18 protein-coding genes are annotated in these 18,843 nt (G+C 68.1%); 7 read left to right on the top strand and 11 right to left on the bottom strand.

Annotation, left to right across the window (positions count from 1 at the left end):
- Positions 1-93: 93 nt before the first annotated feature.
- The 3 genes from cycA to HEP75_RS19165 form a co-directional block, all read right to left on the bottom strand.
- The gene (gene cycA, locus HEP75_RS19155) at positions 94-1,473 is read right to left on the bottom strand and encodes a D-serine/D-alanine/glycine transporter (protein WP_185824567.1); all 1,380 of its coding nucleotides are present in this window, start codon (positions 1,471-1,473) and stop codon (positions 94-96) included.
- A gap of 146 nt (positions 1,474-1,619) precedes the next feature.
- A complete protein-coding gene (locus tag HEP75_RS19160; RefSeq protein WP_185814145.1) occupies positions 1,620-1,967 on the bottom strand; it encodes a hypothetical protein in 348 nt (115 codons plus the stop codon).
- Between the two features lie 198 nt (positions 1,968-2,165).
- Positions 2,166-3,041, bottom strand: coding sequence for a DMT family transporter (locus HEP75_RS19165; protein WP_185824568.1), 876 nt, complete (start codon positions 3,039-3,041; stop codon positions 2,166-2,168).
- Between the two features lie 305 nt (positions 3,042-3,346).
- Between HEP75_RS19165 and HEP75_RS19170 the strand changes: the two genes are divergently transcribed.
- The gene (locus HEP75_RS19170; protein ID WP_185821201.1) at positions 3,347-4,183 is read left to right on the top strand and encodes an SAM-dependent methyltransferase; all 837 of its coding nucleotides are present in this window, start codon (positions 3,347-3,349) and stop codon (positions 4,181-4,183) included.
- Positions 4,184-4,356: 173 nt separating this feature from the next.
- Here HEP75_RS19170 and HEP75_RS19175 read toward each other — a convergent pair whose 3' ends face one another.
- On the bottom strand, positions 4,357-5,250 hold the full coding sequence (locus HEP75_RS19175) for a LysR family transcriptional regulator (RefSeq protein ID WP_185824569.1): 894 nt from the start codon (positions 5,248-5,250) through the stop codon (positions 4,357-4,359).
- An 84-nt stretch (positions 5,251-5,334) separates the two neighbouring features.
- On the opposite strand from HEP75_RS19175, the gene HEP75_RS19180 reads away from it, so the two are divergent.
- Both HEP75_RS19180 and HEP75_RS19185 read left to right on the top strand, forming a co-directional pair.
- Positions 5,335-6,174 (top strand): NAD(P)H-dependent oxidoreductase, encoded by an 840-nt coding sequence (locus HEP75_RS19180; protein WP_185824570.1) that lies wholly within the window; start codon positions 5,335-5,337, stop codon positions 6,172-6,174.
- Between the two features lie 74 nt (positions 6,175-6,248).
- On the top strand, positions 6,249-7,340 hold the full coding sequence (locus HEP75_RS19185; protein WP_185826662.1) for a DUF1615 domain-containing protein: 1,092 nt from the start codon (positions 6,249-6,251) through the stop codon (positions 7,338-7,340).
- 29 nt (positions 7,341-7,369) lie between these two features.
- Here the strand turns inward: HEP75_RS19185 and HEP75_RS19190 are convergent, their stop codons facing one another.
- Positions 7,370-7,618 (bottom strand): hypothetical protein, encoded by a 249-nt coding sequence (locus HEP75_RS19190; RefSeq protein ID WP_255423563.1) that lies wholly within the window; start codon positions 7,616-7,618, stop codon positions 7,370-7,372.
- Positions 7,619-7,967: 349 nt separating this feature from the next.
- On the opposite strand from HEP75_RS19190, the gene HEP75_RS19195 reads away from it, so the two are divergent.
- On the top strand, positions 7,968-8,501 hold the full coding sequence (locus HEP75_RS19195) for a hypothetical protein (RefSeq protein WP_185821204.1): 534 nt from the start codon (positions 7,968-7,970) through the stop codon (positions 8,499-8,501).
- A 102-nt stretch (positions 8,502-8,603) separates the two neighbouring features.
- On the opposite strand, the gene HEP75_RS19200 is transcribed toward HEP75_RS19195, so the two are convergent.
- The 3 genes from HEP75_RS19200 to HEP75_RS19210 form a co-directional block, all read right to left on the bottom strand.
- Complete coding sequence (locus HEP75_RS19200) at positions 8,604-8,924, bottom strand: DUF3817 domain-containing protein (RefSeq protein WP_185826663.1); 321 nt, start codon at positions 8,922-8,924, stop codon at positions 8,604-8,606.
- 133 nt (positions 8,925-9,057) lie between these two features.
- On the bottom strand, positions 9,058-9,819 hold the full coding sequence (locus tag HEP75_RS19205) for an AAA family ATPase (RefSeq protein WP_221899281.1): 762 nt from the start codon (positions 9,817-9,819) through the stop codon (positions 9,058-9,060).
- Positions 9,820-9,981: 162 nt separating this feature from the next.
- On the bottom strand, positions 9,982-12,069 hold the full coding sequence (locus HEP75_RS19210; RefSeq protein ID WP_185824571.1) for a beta-galactosidase: 2,088 nt from the start codon (positions 12,067-12,069) through the stop codon (positions 9,982-9,984).
- Positions 12,070-12,565: 496 nt separating this feature from the next.
- On the opposite strand from HEP75_RS19210, the gene HEP75_RS19215 reads away from it, so the two are divergent.
- A complete protein-coding gene (locus HEP75_RS19215) occupies positions 12,566-13,747 on the top strand; it encodes a glycoside hydrolase family 30 beta sandwich domain-containing protein (RefSeq protein WP_255423813.1) in 1,182 nt (393 codons plus the stop codon).
- Positions 13,748-14,012: 265 nt separating this feature from the next.
- Here the strand turns inward: HEP75_RS19215 and HEP75_RS19220 are convergent, their stop codons facing one another.
- Complete coding sequence (locus HEP75_RS19220; protein ID WP_185824572.1) at positions 14,013-14,636, bottom strand: DUF2076 family protein; 624 nt, start codon at positions 14,634-14,636, stop codon at positions 14,013-14,015.
- A gap of 260 nt (positions 14,637-14,896) precedes the next feature.
- Between HEP75_RS19220 and HEP75_RS19225 the strand changes: the two genes are divergently transcribed.
- Entirely contained in the window at positions 14,897-16,186 is a 1,290-nt protein-coding gene (locus HEP75_RS19225; RefSeq protein WP_185824573.1) for an acetamidase/formamidase family protein, read from the top strand.
- 175 nt (positions 16,187-16,361) lie between these two features.
- On the opposite strand, the gene HEP75_RS19230 is transcribed toward HEP75_RS19225, so the two are convergent.
- Positions 16,362-16,577: a hypothetical protein gene (locus HEP75_RS19230; RefSeq protein WP_185821208.1), complete on the bottom strand. Its 216-nt coding sequence runs from the start codon at positions 16,575-16,577 to the stop codon at positions 16,362-16,364.
- A 104-nt stretch (positions 16,578-16,681) separates the two neighbouring features.
- The gene (locus tag HEP75_RS19235; RefSeq protein WP_185824574.1) at positions 16,682-17,647 is read right to left on the bottom strand and encodes a polysaccharide deacetylase family protein; all 966 of its coding nucleotides are present in this window, start codon (positions 17,645-17,647) and stop codon (positions 16,682-16,684) included.
- Positions 17,648-17,821: 174 nt separating this feature from the next.
- Between HEP75_RS19235 and HEP75_RS19240 the strand changes: the two genes are divergently transcribed.
- A complete protein-coding gene (locus HEP75_RS19240; RefSeq protein ID WP_185826665.1) occupies positions 17,822-18,826 on the top strand; it encodes an alpha/beta hydrolase-fold protein in 1,005 nt (334 codons plus the stop codon).
- Positions 18,827-18,843: the final 17 nt, after the last annotated feature.

Below are 18,843 nucleotides of genomic sequence, written 5' to 3' on the forward strand. Positions count from 1 at the left end.
CGGCGCAGGCACTCACCGCAGCCGCCCACGCCGCGACACCGCACCGAACAGCACCATCTCCGCGCTAGGCCGGCCACGCAACGCGGCCGCCGCTCAGGCGCGCGCGCCACCGCGACGCTTCAACGCATAGCCGATGCCCAGCAGCAGGAACCAGGCGGGGCTGGCCAACAAGGCCTGCCGGGTGTCGTCCTGCAGGGTCAGCAACGCCAGCACGAAGGCGAAGAACGCCAGGCACACGTAGCACATGAGCACGCCGCCGGGCATCTTGAACGCCGAGGCCGCATGCAGCTGCGGGCGCTTGCGCCGGTAGGCGATGTACGCGCACAGGATCAGCGACCAGACGAACATGAACAGCACCGCGGCCAAGGTGGTGACCAGGGTGAAGGCGGTGACCAGGTTCGGGATCAGGTACACCAGCAGCGTGCCGCCGAGCAGGCAGGCGCAGGAGAACAGCAGCCCGCGCGCCGGCACCGCCGCGCGCGACAGCCGGGCGAAGCCGCGCGGCGCATGCCGCTCCTCGGCCAGGCCATACAGCATGCGGCTGGTGGAGAAGATGCCGCTGTTGGCCGAGGAGGTGGCCGAGGTCAGCACCACGAAGTTGATCAGGCTGGCCGCGGCCGGCACCCCGGCCAGCACGAACAGCTCCACGAACGGGCTCTTGCCCGGCACCACCTCGCGCCACGGCGTCACCGCCATGATCGCGATCAGCGCCAGCACGTAGAACACCAGGATCCGCACCGGAATCGAATTGATCGCCTTGGGCAGGTTGCGCTGCGGGTCGGCGGTCTCGGCGGCGGTGGTGCCGACCAGCTCGATGCCGACGAAGGCGAACACCGCGATCTGGAAGCCGGCGAAGAAACCGCCGATGCCCATCGGGAACATGCCGCCGTCGTTCCACAGATTGGCCAGCGACGCCACGTGCCCGGACGGCGACTGGAAGCCCCAGGCCACCAGCCCGGCGCCGGTAATGATCAATGCGCAGATGGCGACGATCTTGATCAGCGCGAACCAGAATTCCATTTCGCCGAACAGCTTCACCGTCACCAGGTTCAGGCTCAGCAGCAACAGCACGCACAGCATCGCCGGGATCCACGGCGCCAGGCCGGGGAACCAGAACTGCGCATAGGCGGCGATCGCGATGACGTCGGCGATGGCGGTGATGATCCAGCAGAACCAGTAGGTCCAGCCGCAGAAGAACCCGGCCCACGGACCGAGCAGATCGGTGGAGAAGTCGATGAACGACTTGTATTCCAGGTTCGACAGCAGCAGTTCGCCCATCGCGCGCATCACGAAGAACAGCATCGCGCCGATGATCAGGTACACGAACAGGATCGACGGGCCAGCCAGGCTGATGGTCTTGCCCGAGCCCATGAACAGGCCGGTGCCGATGGCGCCGCCGATCGCGATCAACTGCAGGTGGCGGTTGGACAGGCTGCGCTGCAGATGGTCGGGCTGGGCGGACGGGTCGGACATGGGCGCGGCCATCGGCAGGGGTCAGTCGGACAACATAGTGGACCCGGCCAGCGTCCGCCAGTAGCGGCGCATTGCATGCCACCGCACGGCGGCAACCGCGGCCGGATGCTGCCATGCACCGCGCAGCGCCCGGCCGGGCATCGCGATCACACCGGCTTGGCGCCCTGGCCCAGCGCCACGAAACTGAAGTCGCGATCGGATTGCGCGCCGTTGCCGTCGCCGGTCTTGATCAGCACCTGCCGCGCGTCGATGCGGATGATGACCGCGTTGTCGCGGGTGTCGCCGTCGCCGCCGTAGATCTGGGTGATGGCGGCACCGCCCAGGGTCTCGAACGCCGGCTGGAACGACAGCAGATAGTGTCCGGTGCCGGTCCGCGCCACCGAGAAGCCGCTGCCGTTGCGGATCTGGCCGTTGCCCGCCACCACGCCTGCCACCACGCGGCCCGAAGGCCCCTGGACGAAGCCGATCGCCTCGCCCGCCAATTCGTTGATCATGAAAATCTCCAGATTCGATGGAAGAAAAGAACCGGCGCCGCGCGCCCATGCCGTGCCTCGTCCGTGAGGGGCCAGCATCGGCACGGCGCGCACGGCGCACCATCGGGGATTTGCTGATCGCGTGCGGTCTGCGCACTGAGGCGGCGCAGCGCCGCAGCGGAGCGAGCGCCAGCGCGGACCGCGCGCGACGCCGGCGCCTCACACGATCTTGGTGCGCCGCCACCACTGCGTGACTTTTTCCTCGCGCACCAGGGTGAACAGGCCGGCGCCCAGGATCAGCGCGATGCCGACCAGCATCGGCCAGTCAAGGTGATCGTGGAACAGCAAGTAGCCGAAGCCGATCGCCCACAGCATCTGGCTGTACTGGGTCGGCGCCACCGCGCTGACCGGCGCCAGCCGCGACGCATACATCAGGAAAATCGCCGCCAGGCCGGCGAGCAGGCCATAGCCGGCCAGCAGCACCCATTGCTGCCAGGTCGGCCACACGAAGGTCGGCAGCATCAGCAGCGCGCCCATCAGCAACGGGCCGAGCACGCCGGCGCCGTACAGGGTCAGGCGCTTCTCGCCCGGCCCGGCCATGCGCAGGCTGATCACCGACACCGCTCCGACCAAGCCGCAGACGATGGCCGCGACATGGCCTTCGCTCAGATGTCGGAAGCCGGGCCGCAACACGATCAGCACGCCGACGAACCCGACGATCACCGCCAGCCAGCGCCGCCAGCGCACCTCCTCCTTGAGCAGCAGCACCGACAGCACGGTGACGAAGATCGGCATCAGGAAGATCAGCGCGAACGCCTCGGCCATCGGCAACAGGGTGAACGCGGTGACCGCCGACAGATTGCCGACCGCGCCGGTGAACGCGCGCAGCAGCCAGATGCTGGGACGCTGCGCCACCACCACCTCGCGCCAGCGGTCGCCGCGCTTCTTCAGGAACGGCAGCGCGGCGAGCATCAGCAACGCGCCGAAGAACACCACCTCGTAGGCCGGCAGCGTGCCCTCCAGGCCCTTCACGAACGCATCGCTGATCGAATAGGCGGCATAGCAGGCGAAACCGAGCAGCACACCTTTGAGCATCGCGGATCCTGGCAGCTGGCGCCGCGCGCGGCGTCGGCCATTGGGGGGAGGACGGCGCCATTATGCGTCGCCATCGCCACGGCCACCATGACGGTTCGCCGCAACTAGCACGCGCGCGAGCCACGTGCCGCTGCGGATTGCGCCGTCGTTGCCGACGAGTACTGTGCGACGCATTCCGACGCCGCATGCCTGGCACGCCACGGCCGCGCCGGCGCAGGACTTCGCCGCGGGCCTCGGTTACGATGCCCTCCCCCGTACCGACGACCCGGCCTCGCGCAGCGCGCGCTGGCATCGCCTCCCTCGACGTGACCCATTCCTCCGGCCCCCTGCTGACCCGCCCGCTCGCCGACGCGCTGCTTGCCGCACGCGATGGCGGCGCCGCCACCTGGACCGGGTCGCTGGATCTGCAGCGCAGCGAAGGCCAGGCCGTGCTCGACGCGGAAAGCTGGCAGTGGCGCGGGCAGGCGTATCCGTATCCGCCCAAGCTCAAGGACCGCACGATCTACCATTGGGATGGCGAGGACTTCGCGCCGGTGTCGCGCTTCGGCGGCGCGCTGATCAAGCTGGTTCCGACCGAATGGGGCGCGCCGACCTTCGAGATCGACGGCATCAAGATGCTGCCGAGCGCGCAGCTGTCGCCGTTCGAGGACGCGCGGCGCAAGGTGGCGCTGATCGAGCCGCGTGGCAAGCGGGTGCTCGACACCTGCGGTGGGCTGGGCTATTTCGCCGCCTGCGCGCTGGAGGCCGGCGTGGCGCAACTGCACTCGTTCGAGAAGAACGCCGACGTGCTGTGGCTGCGCACGCTCAATCCGTGGTCGCCGGATCCGGCGGCCAGCGAGGGTCGCCTGCAGCTGACGCATGCCGACGTCGCCGAGGCCATCCTCGCCATCGCCAGCGATTCGATGGATGCGCTGCTGCACGACCCGCCACGCTTCGGCATCGCCGGCGAGCTGTACTCGCAGGCGTTCTACGACCAGCTCGCGCGGGTGCTGCGCCGCGGCGGGCGACTGTTCCACTACACCGGCAGCCCGAACAAGCTGACCAGCGGCCGCGACGTGCCGCGCGAGGTGGCCAAGCGCCTGGAGAAGGCCGGCTTCCGCGCAGAACTCGCGCTGGACGGCGTGCTGGCGACACGCCGCTAGCCCATCCCGATTCGGTTGCAGAAGCGGCCGGCTCATTCTTGCGACACCCGCAAGCTAGCCGCACGCCCTTGTAGGAGCGGCTTCAGCCGCGACAGACACCCCATCGCGATCGATGCCCCGGCACAGCTCCACAACACATAAACCGCCGAAAGAACGCCACCAACAGTCGATCCTCACACCGAAGCAGCAATCCGCTCGCGCAACCAGCGATGCGCCGGATCGCGGTGCACGCGTTCGTGCCAGAGCATGGCCATCTCGTAACCGGCCACGGCGACCGGCGGCGCGCAAACCTTCAGCCCGGAATGCGCGCGCACCAGCCGCGACGGCAGCATCGCCACCAGATCGGTACGCAGCAGCGCGTCGATGACGAACAGGAAATGCGGCACCGACAGCACCACCCGGCGCTGCAGCCCACGCGCGTGCAGCGCCGCGTCGGTGACACCGCTGAAACCGCCGCCGTCCGGCGACACGATTACATGTTCGAGCTTGCAGAATTGCGCCAGCGTCGGCCGCCGCTGCAGCCGCGGATGTCCAGCGCGACCGACCAGCACATAGTCTTCGGCGAACAGCGTGCGTTGGCGCAGGTTCGGCGGCGCGCCATCGCGGGTATGCAGGGCCAGGTCGATCTCGCCCTGCTCGGCCTGGCGCGCGATCTGCAACGGCGCCATTTCCAGCACCGCCAATCGCGTGCCCGGCGCCTCGCTGCGCAGCGCGGCCAGCGCCGGCAGCAGGATGGTCGATTCGCCATAGTCGGTCGCGGCCACGCGCCAGCTATTGCTAGCCTGCGCGGGGTCGAACGGCGCATCCGCCGCCACCGCGCGCTGCAGCGCCTCCAGCGCCTGCCGCAGCGGCGCGCGCAAAGCCTCGGCGCGTGCGGTCGGGCGCATGCCGCGCGGCCCGGGCAGCAGCAGCGGATCGTCCAGCGCCTCGCGCAGCTTGGCCAGATGCACGCTGACCGAGGGTTGCGACAGATGCAGGCGCTCGGCGGCGCGGGTCACGTTGTGCTCGGCGAGCAGCGCGTCCAGGGTCAGCAGCAGGTTCAGGTCCAGGCGTCCGAAATTAAGCATGGTTATAGCTGGAATTCCTGTAATTCATTTCAACTATAGCTGGCTACGACCTACCTTGGCTGCATCCCATTGCCGAGGTCGCCCATGAACGTGTTGCTGGTCTATGCCCATCCCGAACCCACATCGCTCAACGGCGCGCTCAAGGACTTCGCCGTGCAACGCCTGCAGGCCGCCGGGCACCATGCGCAGGTATCGGACCTATATGCGATGCAGTGGAAGCCGACGCTCGACGCGCAGGACAGCCTGGACGGCGCGTCCGGCGACCGCTTCGATCCGTCGCTGGACTCCCAACGCGCCTTCGCCAACGGCCGCCAGAGCGCCGACATCGCCGCCGAGCAGGACAAGCTGCGCTGGGCCGACGCCGTGCTGCTGCAGTTCCCGCTGTGGTGGTTCTCGATGCCGGCGATCCTGAAAGGCTGGGTGGACCGCGTCTATGCGTATGGCTTCGCCTACGGCGTCGGCGAACATTCCGACCTGCGCTGGGGCGACCGCTACGGCGAGGGCACGCTGGCCGGCAAGCGCGCGATGCTGATCGTCACCACCGGCGGCTGGGAATCGCACTACGCGCCGCGCGGCATCAACGGCCCGATCGACGATGTGCTGTTCCCGATCCAGCACGGCATCCTGCACTACCCAGGCTTCGACGTGCTGCCGCCATTCGTGGTCTATCGCAGCAGCCGCATGGATGCGGACCGGTTCGCACAGATCCGCGACACGCTCGGCCAACGCCTGGACACGCTGTGGAGCGCCGCGCCGATCGCGTTCCGCAAGCAGAACGGCGGCGACTATGCCATTCCGGAGCTGACGCTGCGGCCGCAGGTCGCGCAGGGCCAGGTCGGGTTCGCGGCGCATGTGATGGGGTCCGAAGAAGATCGCGCCGCAGCGACAGCGGCCGCGCACGTCCAGAGGATCCCTCAGACATGAAGCGCAGCGCTGGACGGTAGGATGGCGCCTGCGGCGAATGCGCCGCGCCTGCCTTCGGAGCCCAGCCGCACGTGATCGCATCCACATCCGCCCGCCTGCTCGCCCTGTGCGCCACCCTGCTGCTCGGCGCCTGCGCCACGCAGGCACCGCGCGCGCCCGAGCGCACGCCGACCGAGATCAAGGCCGACATCGCACGGCGCATCCCGGCCGCGATCCCCGACCGCAGCGGCTGGGCCAACGACGTGTACGTGGCGCTGTCCTCGCAGGAACTGGCCACCAGCGCCGACAACATCTGCGCGGTGCTGGCGGTGATCGAACAGGAATCCACCTACCAGGCCAATCCGCCGGTGCCCGGCCTGGGCAAGATCTCGCGCGCCGAACTCGGCCGCCGCGCGTCGGCATTGCATGTGCCCGCGTTCATGCTCGATGCCGCGCTGGCGGTGACCTCACCGAATGGCCGCAGTTACGGCGAACGCATCGCCGCCGCGCGCACCGAGCAGGAACTGAGCGCCATCTTCGAAGACTTCGCCAGCAGCGTGCCGCTGGGCCAACGCCTGTTCGGCGACCTCAACCCGGTGCATACCGGCGGGCCGATGCAGGTGAGCATCGCCTTCGCCGAGGCGCATACCGATGGCTATCCGTACCCACTGCAGGACACGGTACGCCACGAGGTGTTCGGCCGCCGCGGCGGCGTGTGGTTCGGCACCCGTCATCTGCTCGGCTACCCGAGCGACTACGACGCGCTGCTGTATCGCTTCGCCGACTTCAACGCCGGCTGGTACGCCAGCCGCAATGCGGCGTTCCAGGCGGCATTGGCGAAGGCCAGCGGAAGCACCCTGGCCCTGGACGGCGATCTGCTGATTCCCGGCAGCGACCTCGACCAGCCCGGCGCCACCGAACGTGCGGCACGCAGCCTGGGCTCGCGCCTGGCGCTGGACGACAAGGACATCCGCCGCGCCCTGCAGCGCGGCAACGCCGCCGATTTCGGCGACACCGCACTCTACCGCAAGGTGTTCGCGCTGGCCGAACGCAACGCCGGCAAGCCGCTGCCGCGCGCGATCCTGCCCGGCATCACCCTGGAAAGCCCGAAGATCACCCGCACCCTCACCACCGCCTGGTTCGCGCAGCGCGTCGCCGAACGCTGGCGCCGCTGCATGGGCAAGTGACCGCAGCGGCATGTCCCGCCGCCGGCGCGCTATTTCGGCTTGTCCAGCACCAGGAACACCCACGCGATGGCCACGGCCAGCAACAGCAACAAGACGGTGAAAACCCCGTCCCATGCCATCCAGAACCAATAGCGCCCGGGATCGACGTCCAGCAGATACACCTGGGGCGAGCCGAAGCGCGATCCGCTCGTGTACACGCCGCTCAGCAACGCCTTCACCAGCAGGTAGAGCTTCAACAAGGCGCTCGCCGCCGCCAGCGCGACGACCAACAGCGACACCGGCCAACGCAACCAGGCGGGCAGACGGCGGCCGGATCTGTGCGCAGCTGCGCTCCCATGTTGCCGTCGTCGACGCTTTCCCATCTTTTCCACTGCCTGCGTTGATGGCCTGCATTCTAGAGCCGCCGCAGCGGCTGGCGCGCGCAAACTGCGCCGGCGCAGCGATGCCGCTATACTTGCCGCGCATCGCTTGCGCAGAACGCGTTACCGGCCCGGACTGCCGCCATTGCACCCATCAAGGATGATCGCGCCGGCCTCGCCCCGGCATGCCGCACGCGTCGATTTCCTTGCCTTGCGCTCCCATGCCGGTCGCCCAGCGGGTAGCGCGTTCCCACCAAGGAAACTCCTCTTGAAAAATCTCCTCACCCTCGTCCTGCTGGCCCTGTGCGTAGCTGCGCTGTCCGCCTGCGATCCCACCACCGGCAAAAAGAACATGTCGCCGGAGGACTACCTGACCTACAACGTCTCGGCCTGGAACGGCGTCACCTCGGTGACCGAGCCGTGGATCGGCGGCGAGCGCGGCGAGCAGCTGCTGGCCGATGCGAGCGAACTGAAGTCGATGCAGCCGCACCGCAACGCGCTGAACAATCCGCGCAAGCAGGTCGCAAGTTCCAACACGGGCTACGAAGGCTTCGGCATTCCCGAAGACGCGCAGGACATGGACGCCAAGCTGAAGGCCTACTACAAGAAGACCGACACGGTGCTGGCGACGCTGCAGGAAATAACCGCGCTGCCCGACGGTTACACCGAAGCGCAGGTGCAGCCGCTGCTGGAACGGCTGAACACCGAATCGGACGCCCTCGACAAGGAAGCGACGGCGCTGGACGCCGCGCAGAATGCCTACGCCAAGAAGCACCGCATCCATCTGGTGACCAGCGGCTGAGCCTGCGGCGCCAATGGACAAGAAAAAAGCGGCCTCCGGGCCGCTTTTTTTGCCTTGCGCCGAGCAGAAGAGCCGAGCGGCGCGTGATCGGCCCTGCTGCCGCTATCGCACCACGCCCTGCCGCGGCAAGCCGAGCAGCCCGATGCGGCGAAACCACATTTCCAGCGGCACCGTGACCAGTGGCGGCAATGCCGCCAGCAGACTCAGCAGCCACGCCCACCACGGCCAGCGCAGGCGCACCGCAGCGACCACGCTCGCGACCAGATAGACCAGGAACGCCACCCCGTGCAGGCGGCCGAACAGCCACACACCCAGTTCGGTGGTCTGGGTACCGTACTTGAGCACCATGCCGAGCAGCAGGCCGGCCCAGGTCAGGCCCTCGAAGAAGGCGGCGGCGGCGAACAGCCGGCCGACAGGCGAAATCGGATGGGAAGGCACAGGCAACTCCAGTGGGAAGAAAGACGCCGCGACGCGATGGCGGCGGCGACGCCCGCTGGCGCCATCATTCTACAGACCCGACGCCGGCCGTCGGCGCTCGGCCGCCGGGAACACGGCTTCAATCGCCGTCGAGCAGCGTGTCCAGCATGCGCTGCGGTTGCTCCATGAACGCGCGCGTCAGCCGGTAGTGCTCGGTGTCGCGGTATGCCACGCGCTGCAAGCCATCCTCGCCGATCTGCAGGATGTCCGCGTGCGGGTACGCCATCAGGATCGGCGAATGCGTGGCGATCACGAACTGCGAGCGCTGTTGCACCAGCTGATGCAGCCGCGTCAGCATCGCCATCTGCCGCGACGGCGACAAGGCCGCCTCCGGCTCGTCCAGCACATAGAAACCGTTGCCGCCGAAGCGGTGCAGCATCAGCGCGAAGAACGACTCGCCGTGCGACTGCGCGTGCAGCGATACGCCGCCGTAGCTGTCGATGACGGGAGCACCGAACGATGGCGCCCCATCCAGGCGCTCGATCTCACTGGCCACATTGTAGAAACTCTCAGCGCGCAAGAAAAACCCGTCGCGCGGGCGTCGGCCGCTGCGGCCCAGGCGCAAGGCCTCGTGCAGGTTGGAATGCGACGCCAGCGTGCTGAAGTTGAAATTCCTGGTCCCGCCCTCGGCATTGAAACCCCAGGCCACCGCGATCGCTTCCAACAGAGTCGACTTGCCACTGCCGTTCTCGCCGACGATGAAGGTCACCTTCGGATGGAAGCGCAGCACGCCCAGGTTGCGCACCGCCGGCAGCGAATACGGCCAGGCCTGCATCGAGGCCACGCGATCCTTCTTCAGCGTGACATCCATCAGATAGTGCTCGGCATCGATCGCGCGCACGGGTTCCCTCCCGGCCGGCGGAAGGCCGGCACAACGGCGCCAAGTGTCGCGGCGACGCGCGCTGCGCGCAATGCGCGCGCAGCACCAGGGCCGTTCCTTGCGCCGATCCGCGCTACGCGCACGGATCGGCCGCACGGCGTCAGCCGTGCATCGCAACCGCGCTCATCGGCGATCGTCCAGCACCGCCACGCCCTCCGGCGCCAGCTGTACCACGTCGCTGGCCGCACCCGTGCCCAGCAGCGAGCGCATCGGCGCCGGCAGGTGCACCTGCTGCGCATCGCTGCCATGGTTGATCAGCACCAGCACGCGGCGGCGGCCATCGCTGCGCACGCCGACCTCCACGTCCTCGGGCACGTCCGCCAGCGGCGCGCGCACCTGCGCATCGCGCAGCCAGTCGCCGGTGAGGCGATCCAGGGTGGCGTCGTCGAGCCAGGCGCCGACATAGCTGATACGCCCCTTGCCGACCCGCCGGGTCAGCACCGCCGGCTCGCCGTCCAGCCAGCCGTTGGCCTGGCCGTAGCGCAACGGCACCTCGGTCTGCGCCGCACGCGCCTGCAGCTGCTCGGCCCAGATCTTCGCGCTGCCCTCGCCGGCCGCGCCGGCAACCGGGATCGGCTTGTCCAGCGCATAGAACTGCTGCACCCGGCCGCCCAGCAGTTCGCCGAGCGGACCGGGCTGGCGCTGCGGTTGCAGGCCGTTGTCGGCGTTCTTCATCGCACTGCGCGGACCCAGCACCAGATGCCCGCCGCGTTCGACATAGGCCTTCAGCCGCTGCGCCTGCGCCTCACTGAGCACGTTGAGCGACGGCGCGACCACTAGCTTGTAGCCGTCCAGCGGCGCCAGCGCCGAGACCACATCGACCACCTGCGCCTGCTGCCGCAGCGGCCGGTAGAACGACTTCATCTGCACGACCGGATCGAAGTCGGCCGAATGCTTCTGGAAACCCAGCGCCCAGCGGCTGTCGAAGTCGTTGATCAGCGCCACGTCCGCGTGCGGCGTGGTGCCCGCCAGCGCCGCGCCGGCCTTGGCGAACTCCGCGCCGACCTGCTGGATCTCCGCATACACCGGCACCGGCTCGCCATCGGCGCCGACCAGGGTGCCGTGGTATTCCTCCTGCCCGTTCGGCGCCGCGCGCCACTGCCAATACGCGACCGCATCGGCGCCGTGCGCCACCGCCTGCCAGGCCATCGCCCGCACCTGGCCCTTGCGCAACGCCACGTTGGTCGCGCGCCAGTTGACGAAGCCCGGCTGCGTTTCCATCACCCAGTAGTTGCGCTGCTTGTAGCCGCGGGTGAGATCGTGGCGCGCCGCGTTGTCCACCCAGTCGTAGCGCTCGCCGGCGACGTAGTCGTCCCACGCGGCGATGTCGAGCACATCGTGCACGGTGTACGCGTCGAAGCCGGCGAACCAGCCCATGGTGTTGGTGGTGATGAACTGGCGCGGATCGGCATGCGGGCGGATGGCGTCGATCTGGTTGCGCGAGTAGTCCGTCCAGGTGTCGCTGACGAAGCGCTTCCACTCCAGCAGCAGCGCCGGATTCTGCCCGTCCTCGTGCACCGGGATCTGCGCGAAGTCGTTGTAGGTCTGGCTCCAGTACGCGGTGGCCCAACGCCGGTTCAGTTCCTCAATGCTGCCGTACTTGCGCTGCAACCAGGCATGGAACTGCGCCTTGGCCTCCGGATCGAACGAGGCCTGCGCGTATTCGTTGTCCAGCTGCCAGCCGACCACATGCGGATTGCGGCCGTAGCGCTGCGCCATCTGCTCGGCGATGGCATGGGCGAAGCGGCGGTAGCGCGCGCTGGCGAAGGAGAATTGCTGGCGGTTGCCATGCTCGTCGCGCACGCCGTCCTCGCCGACGCGCAGCGTATCCGGATAGGCCTGGGTCAACCACGCTGGCGGCGCCGCGGTCGGCGTACCGAGCACCACCACGATGTGGTGCCGCGCCGCCGCGGCGATGGCGCGATCCATCCAGGCGAAGTCGTATTGGCCCTCGCGCGGCTCCATGCGGCTCCATGCGAACTCGCCGATCCGCACCACGCGCACGTGCGCCGCCTCCATCAACGCCAGGTCGTGCTCCCACTGCGCCTCCGGCCATTGTTCCGGATACCAGGCCACGCCCAGCAGCAACGGCGCGGCATCGGCGTAGCGCGTGGCCTGCGCATGCGCAGCGGGAATCGCCGCCGCAAGAGCGAACAGCGCGCCGAACGACAGCGCGATCGCGCGCTGCAGAAACCAGGAAGGCGATGGCATAGACAGACTCGTCGATAGAGGGAAGGACGGCCGGTGAAACCCGAGCAGCCGCCATCGCCATTGTGCACGCATGCACTACGCGCGCACTTGCGCAACTTGCCGAACCTGGATGCGCAACTGTGCACAAAATCGGCAGTACCGCGGTTTTGCGCGGCACAGGATTGCGCGGCGCAGCATCAGGCGTCTTGCAAAGCGCCGGCATGCACACGCACACATGATGCCTCGCAGATAGGCACGCACCATGCTCAGCCTGTGCGGCAGTGGCGACATCTCCGATCGGCATGCACGTGTCCTGAGACAAGCGCGCGACTGTCCTGCGCCTTCGCGAATGCAATCCCTGCCTCCCTGCGCCTTGCATCTCAGTTGCCGCAGTTGGCGCATGCACCGATTGTCTATGTCATGTCGACGGCGTAGGGTCACGCCCTGTCACACCCCCTGTTGCATTCCCCCGGAGACACACATGAGAACACCACGGATCCTCGCCACCCTGCTGGCGATGACCACAGCGGTCCTTTCGGCCGCGCCCGTCCTGGCACAGAACGTCACCGTCACCCCGAGCCAGACCTACCAGACCATCCAGGGATTCGGCGGCATGAGCGGCGCCGGCTGGATCGCCGACCTCACCCCGGCCCAGGTCGATCTGGCCTTCGGCAGCGACAACGGCCAGATCGGCCTGTCGATCATGCGCATGCGCATCGACCCCTCCAGTTCGGGCTGGAGCCAGCAGGTCCCGGCCGCGGTACGCGCGCGCTCGCATGGCGCGGTGTTGCTGGCCACGCCGTGGTCGCCGCCTGCGTACATGAAGTCGAACAACAGTCTCAACAACGGCGGCAAGCTGCTGCCGCAGTACTACGGCGCCTACGCCAAGCACCTGCTGGACTTCTCCAGTTACATGTCGAGCAAGGGCGCGCCGCTGTACGCGCTGTCCGTGCAGAACGAGCCGGACTGGCACCCGGACTACGAGTCGGCGGAATGGAACGGCAGCGATTTCACCAACTTCCTCAGCGCCCAGGGTGCCAGCTTCGGCAACCTGAAAGTGCTCGCGGCCGAGTCGTTGAACTTCAATCCCAACCTGACCGATGGCTTGCTCAACAGCAGCGCCAGCCAGCACGTGGACATCATCGGCGGCCATCTGTACGGGGTGCAGCCGAAGGACTATCCGCTGGCGCGCAACAAGGGCAAGCAGCTGTGGATGACCGAGCACTACACCGACAATACCGACGCTAACGCCTGGCCGTCCGCGCTCGGCGTGGCCAGCGAGCTGCACAAGAGCATGGCGGCCAACTACAGCGCCTACATCTGGTGGTACATCCGCCGCAGCTACGGCCTGATCACCGAGGGCGGCGCGGTCAGCAAGCGCGGCTACGCGATGGCGCAATACGCCCGCTTCGTGCGTCCCGGCGCCAAGCGGATCGGCGCCACCGCCGCGCCCTACAGCGATGTCGCCGTCACCGCCTACAAGCGCGCCGACAACAAGATCGTGCTGGTCGCGGTCAACACCGGCACCCAGTATCGCGAACTGAAGGTCACCCTGCCCAGCGGCAGCGCCGCCAGCTTCACCAAGTACAGCACCTCGGCCAGCGTCAACGTCGGCTACGGCGGCGCGTACCAGGTCAGCAACGGCCAGACCGCGTTCTACGTCGATCCGCAGAGCGTGGCGACGTTCATCAGCAACTGATTGTTGGTGTCACGGCGCCCGGACCGATCGTCCGTTCGCCACAGCGCACGCTGCAAGGAGGATCTGCGGCCCCATGGGCCGCAGATTCGTCCGGCCACGCATGCCGCGCGTTACACGTGGCGACCGCTCTGCAACCTTGCGGCGACAGCCTGATGAAGAGCGGGGAAAAGTACCCGCGGGCGGACAGACATCGCAGGCGCAATGACGCTACAAGGTCCGCTCGGTGGCCCCATCAAGATGCCTGCCGAGCGGAACACCCAGATCCCTAGGTCCAGTTGTCGTCGCCATCCATGCTGGTGTCGTCCGAAAAGTCCTGGCCGGCGTCCTGCTGCGGCGCATCGTCGTAGTAGTTGTTGGTGACGTTCTCGACCACGGTGGGCTGCGACGACCCGCCGCCCAGGAAGCCGCCGTGGTGGCCGCCGCCGAGCAGGCTCTCCACGCCTTCGAACAGGAACATGCCGCCGGCCACGCCTGCGGCCGTGGTGGCCGCGGTGCCGAGAAAACTCGGACCGCGTGCGGCCGGCGCGGCCTGCGCCTGGTCCGGCACGCTGGCGCCACCGCCGAACAGGCGCTCGCGCCAACCCGGCGCGGCCTGCGGCGCGGGTGTCGGCGGCAACGGCGGCGGTCCCGCATTGAATCCCTGGCCCAGAAAACTGGCGGCCGGTGGCGGTGGCGGCGCGGCCTGCTGCAGCTGCGCGATCTGCGCCTTGGCGCTGTCCAGCGCGTGCTCGAGCAGCAAGGCCCGCTGAACCAGCAGATAGGCCGCATCCGGCTGGCCGGCCAGGCGCTCGCGGATCAGCGCATCCGCCTGCGGATCCATCGCCACACCGCCGGCGCTGCGCACGCGGGCCAGGAAATCTTCGAGGAGCTGTTGTTCTTGCGGAGTCATACCAATACCTGGAGGAGGTGACCGGCTCGATGCCGGCAGGCACAGCATGGGCACGGACGCGCCGCCGCCAAGGGCGACGACGCGACCTGGTGCGGCGACATTCATCAAAGCCCCGAGGCTGGCGCGCTCGCACCAGGATGCAATCGACGGCATCCACGCCGATTCCGGCATGACTTCCGGCATTTCCGCCGCAATCGCCAATGACTACAATTGTAGTCAAATACAGCTACGCAAGGTAAACGACGATGCAGTGGCGAAGGATGCGATGGATACCCGCGCTGGCGTTGCTCGCATCGGCGCCGGCATGGGGCGGCGAGCAATGGATCGTGGCCACGGATCTGTGGGGCAACCGCAGCTATCAGACGCTCGAGCTGGACGCGACCGGCACGCAGCTGCAGGGTCGGCTCGACAACGATCCGGTTCGCGGCACGCGCCATGGCGATGCGCTCGCCTTCGTGGCCACCTCCACCGACGGCAGCGTCTACCGCTTCGACGGCCGCGTCGAGGGCCAACGCATGCGCGGCCGCAGCGACCAGCCGGATCCCAATGCCGCCGACATGCGCGCCAACCACGCCTTCGACGCATGGCGCGTGCCGACCCGCGACACCGCCGCGCCGCGCACGCACGACTTCGTGCCCAGCGACTACGCCAATACCTTCAGTGCAAATCGCCCACCCGTGCTGATGCTCTGGCCGGGCGATACGTTGCGCACAAAGACGCTGGATTCTGGCGGCGTGGATGCGGGCGGCGTCACCCGCGCGCTGTTCGGCAATCCGCAGGTCGGGCCGTTCTTCGTCGTCGGCGCCGAAGCGGGCGATACGCTCGCCATCCACGTGGTCTCGCTGCGGCTCAACCGCGACTCCGCCGACAGCCTCGACGGCCTGGTCGGGCGCCTGCAGACCCCGCGCGTGGCCGCGCAGGCCAGCGCACTTGGCAAGCACGTGCGCTGGCGCCTGGACCGCGCTGCGGCGCTCGCGCATCCCGTCGACGGCGAAGGGCCGATGAAGCACTTCGCGATCCCGCTGCGACCGATGCTCGGCGGCCTGGCGCTGGCGCCCGGCTTCGGCAGCGCCGCCCTGTCCACCGGCGATACCGGCGCCAGCGGCGGCAACATGGACTTCAATGAGGTTGTCCAGGGCAATACCGTGTATCTGCCGGTGCAACAGCCGGGCGCGTTGCTCTATCTCGGCGACGGCCACGCGCTGCAGGGCGATGGCGAGACCACGCAGTGGGCGCTGGAGACGTCGCTGGACGTGGAACTGCGGGTCGAACTGATCAAACACCGCGCGATCGCGATGCCGCGGGTCGAATCGCCCGAGCAGATCATGGCCCTGGGCCAGGCCGGCTCCAGCGACGACGCGCTGCGCGTGGCCACCTCCGGCATGCTGCAGTGGCTGCAGCAGGACTACGGCCTGTCGCTGGCGCAGGCCACCCAGGTGCTGGGCGTGGCGGTGCAGTACAGGGTGGCCAACCTCGCCGGGCGCAGCATCGGCGTAGCCGCCAGCCTCGACAAGTCGGTGCTGCGCACGCTGGATGCGCCGGCGCGCTGAAACGCATTCGCCGACGCAGTTGCAGCCAGCACGGCCATTGTGGAAGCGACTTCAGTCGCGACGCGCGTTACCGGCAATGCCTGTCGCGCGCGATGGCCCAAGAGCGAACGGCACCGCTGCCAAATTCCACACCGCGACTCGCTTCATCCGCTGCAACCGTATGCGCAGGCGGCGCCTATTTCTCCGCGTCGTCGTCCGCCACGGTCTCGTCCGCCGCAGCCTCGCCGCGCGGCAGACGCACTGCCCACATGTTGTCGATCAGGTTCGGATACGGACGGCCGTTCTCTTCCGCGCGCTGCCGCGCCGCGGCCTTCTGCGCAGGCGACAGCGGTTGCGAACGCTGGCCGCGCGGCTTGGGCTTCTTCCAGGGCGGTGTCTTGGAGGTGGGCATGGCAATTGGTGGGAAGCGGGAATCGCGAAGCGGGCAGCGTGAAGCACAACGGCTCTCGGAAAAGTGAACGCCGCGAGCGCGCGCCCAGGCCGACCCGACCGCCTCTATTCCGAATCGATCCCGGCCAGCGCGAACACCCAACCCGGCACCGCCGGCTCGCCGGCATAGAAGTCCCTGGGCTTGTGCTCGGCCATGGCCCAACGGTGCAACCAGCTGATGCCACCGCCGCCGGTATAGCCCTCCGCGTGCCGGTAGGCCGGATCGCGCAGCGCTTCGTCCAGGGTGACGAACGCATAACCGCGGCGGCGCGTGGCGGCGATCAGCTCCGGGAACGCGACGGCGTTCAACTCGTTGGCATGCATCAGCCATACCTGCGCGATGCGGCGGCCGAACAAGCGCTGCGATTGCGCCTCGAAATAATCCAGCTTGTTGAGCATGTACGGCACATAGCCCTTGCGCAGCCGCAGCAGCGTGGCCTCGCGCGCCGCACCATCCGGCTCGGTCTCCAGCACCCGCGCATAGGCGAAGGCCCACACCCAATCGCCGTTGTCCACGGTGACCGGCGCGACGCGGTAGCCGCGCGCGGCGACGAAGGCGACCACCGCCTCGCGATCGGCATCGCTGCGACCGGTCGCCAGGTAGGGGTGGCGAAACCAGCGCAGCGGCTGCCCGTATTCGGCCAGCAGCGGCCGCAGCGTGCGTTCGCCACGCACGATCGCGTCCTCGTAGGCCGGCAATCCCACCTCGTGCAGATTCACGTGGCCGTAGGTGTGATTGCCCAGTTCGTAGCCCGCATCCAGCCAATCGCGCAGCATCGCTACCCGCTGCGGTTGCAGCTGGCCGTCCTGTTCGAGCTTGTCCTCGTTGACGAAGCCGACGATCGGCACGTTCGCCTGCTTCAACGACGCCATCAGCTGCGCATGGAACGCCGGCACCTGCGCGGCCGGCGTCTTGCCCATGCGCTGCCACGGCAGATCGTCGATGGTCACGGCGATACGGCGATCGTCTTGCGCCTGCGCGACACCGAATACGGCCAGCAAGGCCAGCAACACGAAGCGGTAGCGGTTCATCGGCCTCACCAGATTCCGGAGAACGCAAGTCTAGCGGCTGCGGTCGCTTCCATGCCCATGGCGCGCGTACCGCGCCAATCGCTGGCGCAGCTTCCGCGCCGTCGTCGGCTTGCCGAGCTCTTCGATCGAAAACAGCGGGGCAGCGTTGCGGCATGGCATGATCCGGCCCTGTCCATGCGTTGGACCAATCGAGCCAATGCGGCCAGGAGATCGAAATTGAGCAAATCGTTGTCGGTGGGATTGCTTGCAGTGCTTCTGGTGGCGTGTGCCGATACATCGCAGGCACCGGCGCCGACGTCCGCGCAACAGGCGGCGAAACAAGCGCCAGTTGCGCGCGCGACGGCGTCCTTCGCGGGCGCGCAACGCGGCGAAGGAAAGCCTTACGAAATCGCGGACAGCCAGGTCTGGAACGTGCCCGACCCGGTTTCAGGCCGCGACTATCAAGTATTCGTCGCGCTGCCGCGTTCCTATGCCGACGACCCCGGCCGCCGCTATCCGGTGCTCTACGTCACCGACGCCGACTACTCCTTTCCTCTGGTCCGGCAGATCGCACGGCGCTTGAACGGCGAAGGGCCGGCCATCGACGATTTCATTCTGGTCGGCCTTTCCTACGCGATCGGCGACGAACCCATGCCGAGCCGACGACGCGACTACACGCCCACGCCGGAAGGCGGAGCGGACGCAGCGCCGAACGCGACGCATGGCAAGGCGGACGCCTACATCGCCTATCTGCGCGACCAGGCGTTGCCGTTCGTGGCGCAGCGCTATCGCACCGACGAACACCGGCGCCTGTTCCTCGGCCACTCCTACGGCGGCCTGCTCGGCGCGCAGATCCTGCTGACCGCGCCGGAGATGTTTTCCGGCTACATCCTGGGCAGCCCGTCCTACTGGTACGGCGAGCACGCCATGCAGGCGCAGGAAAAGGCCTTTGCCGCCAGCCACAAGGACTTGCCGGCGCAGGTCTACATGTACGTCGGCGAATACGAGCAGCGGCGTTATGGACAGAACTACGACATGGTGTCGGATGCGCAGGAGATGACGCGAACGCTGCGAGCGCGGGGCTATCCGTCGTTGCAGCTGCAGTTGGACGTGCTCAACGACGAAGACCACCTGAGCGTGGCGCCGCGCGGGCTCACCCATGGACTGAAATACCTGCTGGGCACCAAGGAACCCCGATGACACGACCGCCACGCCGA

The sequence above is a fragment of the Xanthomonas sp. SI genome (genome assembly GCF_014236855.1).
GTDB lineage: Bacteria > Pseudomonadota > Gammaproteobacteria > Xanthomonadales > Xanthomonadaceae > Xanthomonas_A.

Coding starts and splice junctions, on each gene's coding strand:
- cycA (WP_185824567.1), bottom strand. CDS start 1,473: ATGTCCGACCCGTCCGCCCAGCCCGACCATCTGCAGCGCAGCCTGTCC.
- HEP75_RS19160 (WP_185814145.1), bottom strand. CDS start 1,967: ATGATCAACGAATTGGCGGGCGAGGCGATCGGCTTCGTCCAGGGGCCT.
- HEP75_RS19165 (WP_185824568.1), bottom strand. CDS start 3,041: ATGCTCAAAGGTGTGCTGCTCGGTTTCGCCTGCTATGCCGCCTATTCG.
- HEP75_RS19175 (WP_185824569.1), bottom strand. CDS start 5,250: ATGCTTAATTTCGGACGCCTGGACCTGAACCTGCTGCTGACCCTGGAC.
- HEP75_RS19180 (WP_185824570.1), top strand. CDS start 5,335: ATGAACGTGTTGCTGGTCTATGCCCATCCCGAACCCACATCGCTCAAC.
- HEP75_RS19210 (WP_185824571.1), bottom strand. CDS start 12,069: ATGCCATCGCCTTCCTGGTTTCTGCAGCGCGCGATCGCGCTGTCGTTC.
- HEP75_RS19215 (WP_255423813.1), top strand. CDS start 12,566: ATGACCACAGCGGTCCTTTCGGCCGCGCCCGTCCTGGCACAGAACGTC.
- HEP75_RS19220 (WP_185824572.1), bottom strand. CDS start 14,636: ATGACTCCGCAAGAACAACAGCTCCTCGAAGATTTCCTGGCCCGCGTG.
- HEP75_RS19225 (WP_185824573.1), top strand. CDS start 14,897: ATGCGATGGATACCCGCGCTGGCGTTGCTCGCATCGGCGCCGGCATGG.
- HEP75_RS19230 (WP_185821208.1), bottom strand. CDS start 16,577: ATGCCCACCTCCAAGACACCGCCCTGGAAGAAGCCCAAGCCGCGCGGC.
- HEP75_RS19235 (WP_185824574.1), bottom strand. CDS start 17,647: ATGAACCGCTACCGCTTCGTGTTGCTGGCCTTGCTGGCCGTATTCGGT.
- HEP75_RS19240 (WP_185826665.1), top strand. CDS start 17,822: ATGCGTTGGACCAATCGAGCCAATGCGGCCAGGAGATCGAAATTGAGC.